Source organism: Spirosoma koreense (genome assembly GCF_054777875.1).
On sequence record NZ_BAAHAC010000002.1, the window covers coordinates 195,015 to 208,538 of the forward strand.

A 13,524-nucleotide genomic window follows, 5' to 3' on the forward strand; every position below is an offset into this window, starting at 1 on the left:
GCACTTCCCTCAAAATCTTTATTGGTATGGAATGGAATACTGATCTCACCACACTCAATTACCGACTGGCCCGCCTGTACCGTCGAGAAAACGACGCGATACGGGTTTGTGAACAAGCTAACCTGAACACTATTCAGATTGATACCGACGGAACGCCTGTGGTGATGTGGTTCAATATTCTGGATTATGCGCGCCAGGCGACAACCTGGAAACGGATTATTGCCTTACTCGAAGTAGTAACCGGTCCCAACGAACTGGGGGCCGATGATGAGACGCTGCAAGGTATTCTGGAAAACTTCCGAAAAGGTCAGTTTTCGGTCCAAGCACCCAAACCGTCATCCTCAATGGTCGCTCCGCCGGAAGAAGAAAAGCGGCTGGAGAAACTGATGGGTGCTAAAACCACGCTCCTGCCGATTAGCTTTTTACAACGCGGACTTGATCATGCACAGGCCGTTGTACGGATCGTTGGGCCCGACGGTCTGGGAACAGGCTTTCTGATTGCCAATAATTATATCGTGACCAACAACCACGTGATCAAAAGCAAACAGGCGGCCAGCCAGTCCATCGTGCAATTCAATTACCAGAAAACAACTCAGGATCTGGATGCGCCCTATGAAGAGTTTCTGTTAACTCCCGACGCGGGTTTCCTGACCTGCACCGACCGGGCGGAAACGGCGGACCTGGATTTCACGATTGTGAAGGTTCAGGGCGATCCGAACACTAAATACGGTGCGCTTTTGTTTGGCACAACGCCGGTTCAGAAAGACGATTTCGTCAATATCATTCAGCATCCGGCAGGTGGCCCCAAACAGATCGCGCTTTACCACAACATCGTGACGGGCGTTGGCGACCGGGTCATTCAGTATCTGACCGATACGTTACCGGGCTCTTCTGGATCTCCCGTTTTTAATTCGGCCTGGGAAGTCGTAGCCCTGCACCATGCTGGCGGCACACTCACCGATCCGGAGTCGAGCCAGCCTGTTTTCCGGAATGAGGGCATTACCGGGCTACGGATTAAAGAGATTGTCGATGGGCTTTGAACAATTACTATGGTGTCGCCTGTTAACACCCTCTTGTTTCATCGGCTAGTCGATATCGTGCATGGGAGCACAAAAAATAAAACAAGTCCGATGGATTTGCATCGGACTTGTTCACTACGTTAGCAAGAGCGCTTATCTACTATTTACTGTAGACAAGTTGCAGGTTAAATTGCACCAGTTCCTTTTTGTTCGTAGTTGGATTAACTAATGAGTCTTTCACTGCCACTTTATTAGACAGTAGCAAAGGAGTAGCTGCTGAACCATCATACGTTAGTGTATCAGATTGCATAGTATTAGCTTTCAGAATTAACTGCGTTCCGCTATAATTCCAAGTGCCCGAAAGTGTCTGATTGTTGGCAGTGGTTCTGTCCGTGTAAATAAACGTCTTGTCGTTTTTAATATCATAGCCATCATTAATACCGAAGCGGGAAAGGCTGACGTGCTCGCCGTTTTTTGACGTATACGGTGCGACATACCCACTTGCCAGTACATATGCAGATGTCCATTTACCTACCACGACAGGGTCTGGTGCAGGATCATTCTTTGAGCAGGAGTTCAATCCTATAACAGAACTCGTCAGGCAGATTATAAATAAATAGCGCTTCATAAGCACTTACTGAATTTTGGCTAGTTTAATGTTCGTTACTTCCTGTAAATCCACTGCATCTTACCTGGAACGGTTGCTGTACTCGACACAGGGAGGCTATAATCTGAAGGCGCAACCTGAGTAAGCTCTTCAATATTCTTATTTTTACTGTAAGTGTACGAGTCCTGCGCGCCTGAGTTATACTTCAAGTTCAGCGTATTATTGGTGAAATCCCAGGTCCCCCCACCATCTGTCACATAAACCGACCTATAGTTCTCGTTAAATGTATTATCCGAAAAAATATCTAATGTAGACCCCTCTGATCCTAAGTAATATAAATCTAAGGGAGCCCCATTGATGCTTAACGAAGTAGGGAAGCTACTGGCTACTCCTCTATTCAATTCCCAACGACCTACTACAGGCGAAGCAGCTACCGGATCGCTTGATTTAGAACAGGCATTTAAACCGATTAAGGCTACCACAAAAAAACAGAGAGGATACAAATAACGCTTCATAAGCAGTTGAATTTATAAAGTATAATCGGGGTGAAGACAAACAATTGGGCTGTAAACTACGAAAAAAACGAATTAAGCAATACTTATCGTACGCAGGAAGCCGACTTATTGATGCAAGGTCTTTAACATTTTTTAATCCACGCTTATCTTTCGTCATGACTGTCTGGCCCATTGTACCACGAGGTTCCCTTCATATACAGTAATCATCAGCCAGCAATAACTCCTTTTCTTATCCCGCCAATTCTTTTAATGCCCTCACAAATGCGTCCAGTTCCGCAGGAGTTGTGTAGAGATGGGGCGTAACACGTACCCCCTGAACACTAGCTTTCGGGTTATCGATGGCTACGGTAAAAATGTTGTACTTCTCAAACAGCACTTTAGCCAGATCAGCGGGTTTTCGACTGGACACGCCAACATTGGCGATAGCGCAGGAACGCGCCGGGGCTTTTGGCGTATTCAGTACAATCCGGGGGTGATGACGTACCTGATCCGTCCAGTACCGTTGCAGGTACCGAAGCCGGGCTTCTTTGCGTTCGGTACCGATACCGTTGTGAAAGCGGATCGCATCCTGAATCGCCAGGTCCGTTGCAACCGGATGAGTTCCGGTATGATTTAGTTTCCGAATGTCATCGTCGGCAACGCTGCTGTCGGCAAATAAGGGCCATAAACCTGGAATTTTTTCTTTGCGTACATACAGAATACCCGCCCCCAGCGGGGTACCAAGCCATTTGTGCAGACTGCTGGCGTAATAATCGCACCCGCCGAGGTCAGCCATTGTGAATTGTAGCTGTCCAAAGGCGTGGGCACCGTCGACAATCACCTCAACCCCATGCCGATGCGCCATCTCGACGATCGGACGGATTGGCAGAATCTGTCCCGTAATGTTCACCAGCTGGCAAACCATCAGCAGCCGGGTTCTGGGCGTAATGGCTTTTTCGTACAGACTGACAATCTGTTCATCGGATTCGGGGTGGTTAGGCAGCGACACCAGCCGGTTGACTGTGCCGTGTCGGCGGGCCTGAAGCCGAAACATATCGAGCATGGCTCCATAATCCTGCTCGGCCATAACGGCTTCGTCGCCGGCTTTCCAGTTCAGGCCCGCAATGACGGTGTCTAACGATTCGGTCGTGTTTCGGGTGATGATCAGCTCATCAGGTGAGCAGCCTAGCAGTTTCGCCAACTGGATGTTCGACTCCTGTTTATCGGCAAACTGGCGGGTTCGCATGTAGTAGGAAGACACCGCGTTTACATCCCGAATGTGTTGTAAATAGCTATCCAGAACTGGTTTCGCAGCCAGTGAGTAATACCCATTCTCAAGCTGGATGAAGTCGGTCGTCACAGGATACAACGCCCGAATTTTCTTCCAGAAATCCTCTTCTCCTTCCAGGGTTGAGGCTGGAATATGTGCCACCTGTGCCAACACCTCGCCGAAACCTTTCCATTGTCCGGCCGACAGGGTCGTGGCTCCAACCATTGTTCTCAAAAATTCTCGTTTGGAAAGGGAGGACATTGTGAAGCAGATTTAGATTCATTCGGAGTATATCGCTGAAACGGTGCCACGGTTTACGATGATGTTATCAATGACCGTGGCACCGTTTCAGCGATATGCCTTTTTAATTTGATATTATTAGCCCCTACTACCGCAGATTCGGCACGGGCAACACGGGTAGGCTCTCGTTGCCATCTTCACTAACCGCCTGCACGGCGAAGTAATAATTGTCTTTTGAGTAGGGAAGCGTCATACCAAGTTTGGTAGTGAAAAACTTCTTCTGCCAGAACGGCCAGTAAGTTTCCCGCATCAGCACGTAATAGCCTTTCACTTTGTTGGACGCAACCCCGGCCGATTGTGGCGCCTGCCAGTAGAGCACGGTTGAGTTGGTTAGATTTCGAACGTCGACGGTTACTTTCTGCGGTACGGTCGGCGATTTCGCCAGGTTGGCCAGTGTAGCCAGATTGACCGCTGTGTTTTTACGGAGGTATTCAAAATCCATGAATTTCGGATAATCACCGTACTCGACCCCCTTTTCTGTCCGTAAATCCTGATGTTGATGCTCGTAGTTTTCGTTCATTTCGGTCAGTCGAACGGCGGCAAAACCCCGCTGTACGTAGGGCGTATGGTCGCCCCCGCGCAGGTAACGGTCATTGCGGTACACCATGACGACTTCCAGATTTTCGACGTAGCGTTCCCCGATTTCTTTCAGATAACGGGCCAGCGTCCGGGCTTTTCCGTCGTTCTCATTGCCGAACTGCCGGATCTGACCGATTCGTCCGGTGGTATCTTTCAACAAAGAGCCGGGTAGGCCTTCGCTGAACACCCGCAGGCGGGTATTGTCGATGATCCGGGTATCGCTGCTGTTGTTGCTGCCCATGATGTCGTTATTCAGTACAGCCTCCACGTTCCATTTCTCCTTCACGGCCCGCTCCGACAGGTGTTCGGCACCCAGCAGTCCCTGTTCTTCGCCCGTCAGCGTAACAAATACGACCGTAGCCGGAAACGACGCTTTACTCATCACGCGGCAAAGTTCAATGACCGCGGCTGTACCCGACCCGTCGTCGTTCGCGCCCGGTGCATCGGACTCCCGGTTCATGACGTTCGTGACTCGGCTGTCCATATGCCCCTGCACGATAAAAATACGGTTGTCGGTCGGGTCGGTCCCTTTGAGCGTCGCCATCACGTTTCCCATGTTCGCCGGTTTATCCACGCGCCGGCCGTCGGGCTGAAGCGTCCAGGTATCGAGCGCAGCGGTCATTCGCCCGCCCGACTGTTTGGCATACTGGTTGAATTTACCCAGAATCCACTGGCGGGCGGCACCGAGCCCCTTCTTACCAATCGATGCGCTGGCATCCGTCGGTACGCTCAGGGTATGTCGTGTTCCAAAACTAACGAGGCCGTCGATGTGCGCCCGCAGGCTGTCGGCCGAGATCTGAGCAACCAGGTCGGTAATCTGGGCATCCCGATTAATAATGGTCGTTTGCGCGGTGGCCGAAAGCGTGCTGAGCAGAAAGAAAGCAGGAAGGAGTTGTTTTTGCATGAAGTTGATGATTGTGCAAGCGAAACTAACAAAAAAGCGCAAACCCGTTGGCCTGCGCTTAGCGATTCATGACAGATAAAATCAGAAAGACCAGGCTACACCAGCACCCACGGCTCCCTGCCCAGTCAGCGGCACGGGCGCCACGGATACCCCTAGGCGGGGTTGTCGTAGCAGCTCGTTATACCGCGTAACCGCTTTGCTCACCTTCGTATTACCAATAATGGAGAGCGTCAGGGTAGCGGCAATTGAACTGCCGTAGACAGTCCAGTAAGCCCCGCTGTTGTAGCGGTTATTCTGCAACAGAATATAAGCCAGCGGCACCAAAGCCGTTAGCCGACTCAGAGTGGTGAGCGTTCGGAAGGCCTGGAAATGGTGGGAAACCTCCGGGTCGTTCAGTTCGTAGAACGGAATTTCCAGTGAGTAAGGCGAGGAAAGCTTCTTGCCGCCGTAGAAATAAATGCTTCCCAGCGACGACGATCCATAAGCCCGTTCAATGGGCATCAGATGCGCCGGAATCGGCACGGTTCGGTAATGCGACGTATCGTCATCACGCCGACGCTGGGCGTGGGTCGACAGCGAAAATACCGTCAGGAATAAACCGAGTAGGATGTATAGCTTCAAAGTCGAATCAGTCAACAAACAACTCTTTAATTATCTGTTTGATTTTACCTCGCTCTTCGCTGGATAGCTTACCAAGCACTTTTACAACCCGTAACCGATCGATGGTACGTACCTGGTCGAGCATAACCCATCCGGTTCTTCCAGCCGATTGAACCTGAACACGCGAAGGATACGCTTTGGATGTCGATGTCATGGGGGCAATCACCAGTGTGTTAACCTGTCGATTCATTTCATCAGGCGATATTACTACGCAGGGGCGGATCTTTTTTACTGCGCTCCCCACCGTCGGGTCAAGGTTGACCAGGATAACAGCATACTGACTGATTACCATTCTTCCCAGGTTTCGTCGTCAAACACGTCAGGAATCAGAAGACGATCATCGCCGTTTTCATGCATTTGTTTAAAGGCCTCTTCCCATCCTTCCCGTGGTTTCCGAACAGGTCTTAACACCAGGCCATCCTCCAGCATTTCGACCTCGACTGAATTCGTAATCTGGTATTTCTCCAGGACGGTCTTCGGCAGGCGAATTCCTTTTGAATTTCCAATAGAAACAACAGCTAACTGCATAGGCCAAGTGATTACGTTGTAATTACAAACGTACACAAACGGCTATTCATTACAAAACCTAAAAATAAAGGTATTGCCAGACTCCTTCGCTAACAATACCTTTATCGGTGACGGCTATTTCCTAATCTATTTCACCACCTTCAGCGTTCCCTGCATCAGCGAAGAATGGCCGGGAAATGAACAGACGAACTGGTAGTCGCCGGGCTCGGTTGGGGCAACGAAATAGATCGTTTCCGAGGTTTCGGGCTGGAGGATATTGGTGTGATACAGCACGTTGGACGAATTCGGGACGTAGTTCATTTTCGGGCCGTTCAGATTAAGCTTCAGAGCGGCTTCACCAACGGCATTGGCCGCACCAGGTTTGGTAATCACGCAGTTGTGCAGCATGTCGTCGTTATTGTTGAAGACAAGCTTGATGCGGCTACCCGCTTTTACTTCCAGTTTCTCCACATCGAATTTCAGTCCTGGTTTCGTGCCGATCGTGAGCGACTGATCCGGGCCGTTGGTCCAGTCAGCGGGCATGGCCACGGTACGCTTGGCGTTTACCGCCTTCACGTTTTTACTGGTCGTAACGGCCGCTTTTTTCTCAGCTGCCATCATCTCGGCATGGTCGTGTTTCGCCAACGCTACCGCCCGGGCCGGTAGTGTCAGTTTCTCACCCGGTGCTATGGCATTGAGCGTATAATAGCCAACCGAGTGTAGCAGCGGCATATTCCCCGATGCCGACCGAACCCCTTCGGCTTTCACTTCATGAATATAGCCTTCGCGCAGCACCGTATCGGCCACGATCCGGGCGCTCATGCCATCAGGAGCCACCACAACGCCCCGAATGGGTACGGGCCGGGCATCCTCAATCGGACTACCGTAGGTCCGGTGGTAGCGATACGTAAAGCTGTTCAGGCTGTAGCTCTCCGGATTTTCGGCGGTTTTGCGATCGACCGGCAACGTAAACGTTACTTCAAACCCGTCAGGTTTCGACATAATCGTTTTCATCTCGAACGGTGTTTTTCCCGTCCAGACCAGCCGCTGAATCCCATACGAAGCTTTGCCCGTCGAGGCCCAGCCGCGGCTGGTCATCCCGACGAACATCGATCCATCCTGTCCCCAGACGGTCCGGATGATGCCCGATTCGAAACCCTCCCGGAACGGAAAACATGCGCCCTGCCATTCGCCATTGACTTTCTCAAGCGCCACCCGCATGATTTTGCTGTGGCCCTGGTCGCCCACGAACAGTTGTTCGGCAAACGGCCCGAAAGCCCCTTTTGTGGTATCCTGCTTGAAATCGGAGGTCGAGATTCCCATCAGCGTGTGCGGAAACCAAACCGCAGGCACTTTCAGATTTTTGATCGTCTTGGCCACCTCGAACATCGGCTTTCCCGTACTCGGTACATCTTCGGGTTTAAGGCTTAGCGGGGAGCCGGGTTCACCTGACCAGCGCAGTCCGGCCGGGTTACCCGCAAAATCGCCTTTTTCCAGGTGCGTCATCCGCCCCGACCCGACCCAGTCACCCTGGTTTTCGGTATACAGAATGCTGCCGTCGCGCAGGATGCCGAATCCGGCGGGTGAGCGCAGGCCGGTTGCCCAGGGAGTCATCTCGCCTTTTTCGGTCAATTTCAGCATCCAGCCCCGCCACTTGGCCAGGCTGGCTCCGTAACCAATCCAGTCGAGGTTCAGCGTAATGACCATATCACCATCGGGCAGCAACAGCGGACCGTAACTGTATTCATGGTAGTTTCCCGACAGCGGCCATTTATAGAACGAGCTGTATTCGTCCGCTACGCCGTCGCCATCCTTATCGACCAGTTTCGTGACTTCGCCCCGCTGCGTACAGAGGAAATAACCCTTCGGATGCCACATCAGCCCCAACGGTTCATGCAGCCCCGACGCAAACTTTTTGAAGGTCGGCAAACGGCTCCCCTGCATATACGGATTGCTGATGATCCAGACATCGCCCCGTCGCGTACAGGCAGCCAGCCGACCGTCGGCCAGCGGAGCCAGACCACCCACTTCCAGTTTGATATCTTCCGGAATAGGCAGGGTTATCAGGCGATAATAATCGTCTTCACTGGCCGGACGCTGAGCCAATGAAAAAGTAGACAAAAGTGAAAGTGCGAAAACAACCGCTAGTAAGGTAACAGCCTTATTCATTTTACATTATTCATTTTACATTCACTATCAGGCAATTCGTAGCCCATTGTGGGTTGTCCGCTCGGGCTGAAGCAAGGTAACCGAACCATCAGCACCGACCGCGCCCAGCACCAGGCATTCACTCATAAACGTGGCAATCTGCTTCGGCGGAAAATTGACGACCGCTACCACCTGTTTTCCTACCAGTTCCTCCCGACCATACAGGCGGGTAAGTTGAGCCGACGTGCGTTTGGTGCCCAGTTCGCCAAAATCGATGGTTAGTTTATAGGCAGGCTTTCGGGCCTGCGGAAATTCGTCGGCGGCCACAATCGTCCCCGTCCGAATTTCTACCTTCTCGAAGTCAGCCCAGGTAATCTGATCGTTCATACTGCGGTTAAACGTTTTTCGACCCGTCAACAATCGTTGCTTCAAAATACAACCGAGTATTGTATCGATCCAGAGCCGTTTTTTAGCTCAATGGGCATCAGTAACTCCTGCTTACCGTTGCTCTGACGCAGCTTCACTTTCGCTTTCGGATCGAACCGTACGTAGTAGCTCCGGTCGTTGACGGCATACAGTCCTTTACTGACTTCTTCCAGGGAGGCTCCAGCCGCGAGTCGGCAATAGGGCGTACCCGTCGGGGTGCCCGTCAGCGTCAGGGTCCGGACCAGCGCATTACCCTCCGGCCGAATCGCATCCGTAACGGTCGCACCGGCCAGCACATAATTCAACGTGGGAACGCCCTGTTTGTCGATATCGAGCCCTTTGTACCGGAGCATATCTTCGCCCACGCTATCGGGCCAGGCTGTGGCATCACTGGCAAGGACCATCAGGGGAGTTTGGGCCGGCAGCAGTACGGTAACTCCCAAGGGCGCGAGCAGTTGAGGTTCGCCCCGCTCGTACCACATCTCGGTTACGTTGGCAAAATCGCCTTTCCAGGCTTGTAACAGCGCCATCTGATTCAGATCGACGGTGTAGTGCACCCCGGTCGGCGAGCCAACCGACAGGCTGTGGGTCCGTTTTGTTTTCTCACCGGGCATCTGCACAAACGAACGAATCCGCTGCACCTGATTGCGGGCGTCGCCGTAGTCCGGATTTACGCTCACCACCGCCACAGCGTCGGGCTCGGGCAATGAACCGGGCGCGTGCAGGGGTTGCGGGCGCGTACCGGCCTGCGACACAAACAGGCCAAGCCCCGGCCGGAACCACGAGCGTGAAAAATACACCGTGACGGCGTGAGGCCCTGCGGTCAAGGGTGCATTGCCCGTGTTGGGCATGCCCAGTTCGAGGTGATTGATCGGAATGATTTCTTTGCCATCGATCCATAACGCGGCAGCTCCGCCCTGGTCGAGATCGAAGCGGTAGTCGCCCGCCTGCAAGGCATTTAACTTTCCCGAAAAGAAGATCGAATACTGACGTGGCTGACCATACGCGACTTCGTAGTTCAGCATGCCCGTGGTATCCTGCTTCAGCACTTTCCGACGAGCCGCTTCTTTCGGGTCCAGAATATAGCCACCTTCGACAATCGTGTAGCTGAGCGGACCACTCCACTGCGCTACCGTACGGGGCGTCATGACCCGATAGCCCAGATTTCGCACGGCCAGGCTACCTGATTGGGCCATTACCGTGAGCGGGCCCAGCTTATTGCCAGCCAGCGTCTGGCCTTCCCGGACGGTTATACCGTTAATCGCGAGCTTTTCAAGAATGGCCGACTGGCTGGAACTACCGGTCTTGTACCACACATCGATGGTTTGCCACAGCCCAGGTGCTTTCAACAGACGATTGATGTCCGACGACTGAGTCAGACGAATTTGCTGACCGGTCGGCAGCGTCAGGACGAGGTCGGCATTTGCGGTCGTCAACACGTCGAAACGAGTCCGGAAATCAGCGGTTGGGGTAAATAAAGCCAGGGGTTCGCTCGAACCCACCAGCAGATTATCGCCCGACTTGGTTTGCAGGGAAGAAGCATCAGCGTTCGGCGTTACAGAACCGGCTAATCTCCAGCCCGATGGGCGAGTCAGCTGAGCGAGTGTCAGCCTGGGCAGATCGCCCTGAGCATAAGATGAAACAGACACTAGCCAGATGGTCAGCAGCATGACTACCTGGCGCAAACGTACTCCAATAGATTTATCCATACGAGATAAAAAAGCAACCTTGTCGTTAGGGTCACCAAAATTAACGAAAGTCAACTGGTTATTGACGGAGTTCTAAAATATTCGCCCGATAAGTCTATACTTCGATCTTATTTTTAATCGCAGGCTAATTTACGTGTGTCTGCATGATGTAGTGCGGCAACATTGCCTTTCGAATTTACACCCTAATTTTATGAGCTCAGAAGTCCGCCCGCTGAGGATAAGGTTATAAAATGCCGCTACCAAACTTTATAAGGACACAGGCCGTTTAGCTGCAAACGACTTACCTACACGACCAACTCAAACTACGATCATGAAATCAACGTTACTGCTGCTGACCATGGCGACAACGCTCGCAGGGTCTTCTTTCGCCCTGCCCGGCAACCCCGCCAAACCCAGAACGGCAATCTCCACGCACCCGGCTCGCGCCCGCAAAAGCAGTCCGCCCGAAGAAGGCGCCATCAAACTGGCCGGCGGCTTTCAGGCTACGGTTTTTGCCGACAACCTGGGCAAAGCCCGGCATATTATCGTCGACAAAGCCGGGACGGTTTTTGTCAAATTAGAGAAACTGAACGAGGGCAAAGGCATTGTCGAACTCATCGATAGCAATGGCGACGGCCGCGCCGACCAGACCGTAATGTTTGGCAACAACACCGGTACGGGCATGGCCCTTTACAACGACTATCTTTACGCGTCGTCGGACACGTCGGTGTACCGCTACAAACTGACGAACGGAAAAGTGATGGAAACGACACCCGCCGAACCTATTGTTGTGGGACTGACCCTACAGCGTCAGCACGCCAGTAAGTCGCTGGCCATCTCGCCCGATGGTAAGCTGTTCGTCAACTTCGGCGCGCCTTCCAACGCCTGTCAGGAAAAAGACCGCCAGAAAGGTTCAAAAGGAATGGACCCCTGCCCCATTCTGGAAGAGTACGGCGGCATCTGGCAGTTCGACGCCAATAAACTCAACCAGCACAAAGCTGACGGTAAACGGTACGCAACCGGCATCCGGAACGCCGTTGCCCTCGACTGGAACACGGCTACCAACACACTTTATGCCATGCAGCACGGCCGCGACAACCTCAACAACTGGGGCGGGGTATTTACCGATGAAATGAGCGCAGAATTACCTTCTGAAGAGTTTCTGATGGTGAAAGAAGGCTCAGATTTCGGCTGGCCTTACTGCTATTTTGATCATACCAAAAATACGAAGTTCCTGGCCCCTGAATACGGTGGCGACGGTACGAAAATAGACCGGTGCGCGGGTAAAGAAAAACCCATTATGGCGTTCCCTGGCCACTGGGCACCCAACGATTTGCTGTTCTACACCGGCAATCAGTTTCCGGCCCGCTACAAAAACGGTGCGTTTATTTGTTTCCACGGCTCCTGGAACCGCGCTCCCCTCAAACAGGGTGGTTATTTTGTTGCGTTCGTACCGTTTGGAAAAGACGGCCGGCCGTCGGGTAAGTATGAGGTCTTTGCCGAAAACTTCGCGGGCGTACCCGAACAGGGTCAGCCCGGTACCAGCGTCAACGCGGGCAAGCTCGATCTGGCCAGCCCCGGCGATGCGAAAGCCCGGCCCGTAGGTCTGGCGCAGGGCCCCGATGGCTCGCTCTACATTACCGATTCGGTAAAAGGAAAAGTATGGCGCGTCATGGCCAAAAAATAAGCCCGAATAGTCTGTCTTCAACCCACCTTTCGTTCTATGAGCCAGGAGCCAACAGAGTCTGCTGACTCGGAAGATAAACAACCTGCCGCGTCTACCCCCCCGCCCGACCCGAGTTCCAGGCACGAGTCGGGTGGGTCGCCTGTTCAGACCACCGACCCCGTTTCCGAAATTCCTGGGCGAAGTAACCCGCTGGATGTACTCAAACCGGCCGAAGGGTACATTGTCACACCGGTACTCGTCTGGCTGAACGTGGGCGTTTTCATCCTCATGGTGTTGACGGGAGTAAACGCCCTGCACCCCGCCGGGGAGGCCCTTATTCGCTGGGGAGCCAATTATACACCCCTAACCCTGGACGGTCAGCCGTGGCGTTTGTTCACCAGTTGCTTTCTGCACATCGGCGTGCTTCACCTGCTTTTCAACATGTATGCGCTGGTTCAGATTGGCCCCGTTCTGGAACCCCTGCTGGGTACCCGGCAATTTACCATCGCCTACCTCACGGCCGGTTTGCTCGGTAGCGTCGTCAGTCTCTGGTGGCACGACGTCGTGTTGGGGGCGGGGGCGTCGGGCGCTATTTTTGGCCTGTATGGGGTCTTTCTGGCCTTACTTACAACCAACTGGCTCGATGCCGAAACGCGCCGGAGTCTGCTCCGAAGCATTCTGGTATTCGTTGGCTACAACCTGATGATCGGGCTACAGGCTGGCATCGACAATGCGGCCCACATCGGCGGACTGCTGGCCGGACTGTTTTTCGGCTATGCGTTTTATTACTCGGCCCTGCACCCAAATCGAACCTCGGAGCGGACTTTTCTGACGATTATCCCACCGATCGTCGTCGGTGGGATAGCCACCGTAGTGTATTTGAATACCGCAAATCCGATGGCTGATTACGAGCGGGTCATGAAGAAATTTGGTCAGCTCGACGAACGGGCGATGAGTGTCTTTAAACTACCAGCCAATACGTCGGCAGCAGGGGTGGCTAAGGCCATCGATGAACGAGGCCTTCCGGCCTGGCGGGAAGCCATCGGGTTGCTCGACGACGCCAGTAAGTACAAACTTCCGGCCAAATACCAGCAGCATACGAAGTTACTCCTTCAGTACAGTAACCTCCGGCTCCGAAGCTTTACGCTCATACAACGTTCGCTGATCGATACGACCCACGTGCACGACCAGCAGATCGAGGCTTATGATCGCCAGATTCAGCAGGTTATGGATCAACTGAAAAAGCAGTAAAGCCA

13 protein-coding genes are annotated in these 13,524 nt (G+C 52.9%); 3 read left to right on the forward strand and 10 right to left on the reverse strand.

Annotated elements, in window-relative coordinates; genetic code table 11:
- Window positions 1-26 precede the first annotated feature (26 nt).
- Complete coding sequence (locus ACYVC2_RS01460) at window positions 27-1,040, forward strand: trypsin-like serine peptidase (protein ID WP_461100497.1); 1,014 nt, start codon at window positions 27-29, stop codon at window positions 1,038-1,040.
- Window positions 1,041-1,179: 139 nt separating this feature from the next.
- On the opposite strand, the gene ACYVC2_RS01465 is transcribed toward ACYVC2_RS01460, so the two are convergent.
- The 10 genes from ACYVC2_RS01465 to ACYVC2_RS01510 form a co-directional block, all read right to left on the reverse strand.
- The gene (locus ACYVC2_RS01465; RefSeq protein WP_461100498.1) at window positions 1,180-1,647 is read right to left on the reverse strand and encodes a hypothetical protein; all 468 of its coding nucleotides are present in this window, start codon (window positions 1,645-1,647) and stop codon (window positions 1,180-1,182) included.
- A 35-nt stretch (window positions 1,648-1,682) separates the two neighbouring features.
- Window positions 1,683-2,141 carry a hypothetical protein gene (locus ACYVC2_RS01470; protein WP_461100499.1) on the reverse strand — a complete coding sequence of 153 codons (459 nt, stop codon included), beginning with the start codon at window positions 2,139-2,141 and terminating at the stop codon, window positions 1,683-1,685.
- Window positions 2,142-2,370: 229 nt separating this feature from the next.
- On the reverse strand, window positions 2,371-3,651 hold the full coding sequence (locus tag ACYVC2_RS01475; RefSeq protein ID WP_461100500.1) for an aminotransferase class V-fold PLP-dependent enzyme: 1,281 nt from the start codon (window positions 3,649-3,651) through the stop codon (window positions 2,371-2,373).
- A gap of 127 nt (window positions 3,652-3,778) precedes the next feature.
- Entirely contained in the window at window positions 3,779-5,173 is a 1,395-nt protein-coding gene (locus ACYVC2_RS01480; protein ID WP_461100501.1) for a M28 family metallopeptidase, read from the reverse strand.
- An 81-nt stretch (window positions 5,174-5,254) separates the two neighbouring features.
- A complete protein-coding gene (locus ACYVC2_RS01485) occupies window positions 5,255-5,794 on the reverse strand; it encodes a hypothetical protein (RefSeq protein WP_461100502.1) in 540 nt (179 codons plus the stop codon).
- A gap of 7 nt (window positions 5,795-5,801) precedes the next feature.
- Window positions 5,802-6,125, reverse strand: coding sequence for a type II toxin-antitoxin system PemK/MazF family toxin (locus ACYVC2_RS01490; protein WP_461100503.1), 324 nt, complete (start codon window positions 6,123-6,125; stop codon window positions 5,802-5,804).
- On the reverse strand, window positions 6,119-6,361 hold the full coding sequence (locus tag ACYVC2_RS01495; protein ID WP_461100504.1) for an AbrB/MazE/SpoVT family DNA-binding domain-containing protein: 243 nt from the start codon (window positions 6,359-6,361) through the stop codon (window positions 6,119-6,121). The genes ACYVC2_RS01490 and ACYVC2_RS01495 overlap by 7 nt, the downstream gene beginning before the upstream one ends.
- 126 nt (window positions 6,362-6,487) lie before the next feature.
- Window positions 6,488-8,509: a plastocyanin/azurin family copper-binding protein gene (locus ACYVC2_RS01500; RefSeq protein WP_461100505.1), complete on the reverse strand. Its 2,022-nt coding sequence runs from the start codon at window positions 8,507-8,509 to the stop codon at window positions 6,488-6,490.
- A 27-nt stretch (window positions 8,510-8,536) separates the two neighbouring features.
- Window positions 8,537-8,875 carry a tRNA-binding protein gene (locus ACYVC2_RS01505; protein ID WP_461100506.1) on the reverse strand — a complete coding sequence of 113 codons (339 nt, stop codon included), beginning with the start codon at window positions 8,873-8,875 and terminating at the stop codon, window positions 8,537-8,539.
- A gap of 41 nt (window positions 8,876-8,916) precedes the next feature.
- Entirely contained in the window at window positions 8,917-10,623 is a 1,707-nt protein-coding gene (locus tag ACYVC2_RS01510) for a PA14 domain-containing protein (protein ID WP_461100507.1), read from the reverse strand.
- Between the two features lie 310 nt (window positions 10,624-10,933).
- On the opposite strand from ACYVC2_RS01510, the gene ACYVC2_RS01515 reads away from it, so the two are divergent.
- Window positions 10,934-12,289, forward strand: a complete 1,356-nt coding sequence (locus ACYVC2_RS01515; protein ID WP_461100508.1) for a PQQ-dependent sugar dehydrogenase — start codon at window positions 10,934-10,936, stop codon at window positions 12,287-12,289.
- A 36-nt stretch (window positions 12,290-12,325) separates the two neighbouring features.
- Window positions 12,326-13,519: a rhomboid family intramembrane serine protease gene (locus ACYVC2_RS01520; protein ID WP_461100509.1), complete on the forward strand. Its 1,194-nt coding sequence runs from the start codon at window positions 12,326-12,328 to the stop codon at window positions 13,517-13,519.
- Window positions 13,520-13,524: the final 5 nt, after the last annotated feature.

Coding starts and splice junctions, on each gene's coding strand:
- ACYVC2_RS01460 (WP_461100497.1), top strand. CDS start 27: ATGGAATGGAATACTGATCTCACCACACTCAATTACCGACTGGCCCGC.
- ACYVC2_RS01465 (WP_461100498.1), bottom strand. CDS start 1,647: ATGAAGCGCTATTTATTTATAATCTGCCTGACGAGTTCTGTTATAGGA.
- ACYVC2_RS01470 (WP_461100499.1), bottom strand. CDS start 2,141: ATGAAGCGTTATTTGTATCCTCTCTGTTTTTTTGTGGTAGCCTTAATC.
- ACYVC2_RS01475 (WP_461100500.1), bottom strand. CDS start 3,651: ATGTCCTCCCTTTCCAAACGAGAATTTTTGAGAACAATGGTTGGAGCC.
- ACYVC2_RS01480 (WP_461100501.1), bottom strand. CDS start 5,173: ATGCAAAAACAACTCCTTCCTGCTTTCTTTCTGCTCAGCACGCTTTCG.
- ACYVC2_RS01490 (WP_461100503.1), bottom strand. CDS start 6,125: ATGGTAATCAGTCAGTATGCTGTTATCCTGGTCAACCTTGACCCGACG.
- ACYVC2_RS01495 (WP_461100504.1), bottom strand. CDS start 6,361: ATGCAGTTAGCTGTTGTTTCTATTGGAAATTCAAAAGGAATTCGCCTG.
- ACYVC2_RS01500 (WP_461100505.1), bottom strand. CDS start 8,509: ATGAATAAGGCTGTTACCTTACTAGCGGTTGTTTTCGCACTTTCACTT.
- ACYVC2_RS01505 (WP_461100506.1), bottom strand. CDS start 8,875: ATGAACGATCAGATTACCTGGGCTGACTTCGAGAAGGTAGAAATTCGG.
- ACYVC2_RS01510 (WP_461100507.1), bottom strand. CDS start 10,623: ATGGATAAATCTATTGGAGTACGTTTGCGCCAGGTAGTCATGCTGCTG.
- ACYVC2_RS01515 (WP_461100508.1), top strand. CDS start 10,934: ATGAAATCAACGTTACTGCTGCTGACCATGGCGACAACGCTCGCAGGG.
- ACYVC2_RS01520 (WP_461100509.1), top strand. CDS start 12,326: ATGAGCCAGGAGCCAACAGAGTCTGCTGACTCGGAAGATAAACAACCT.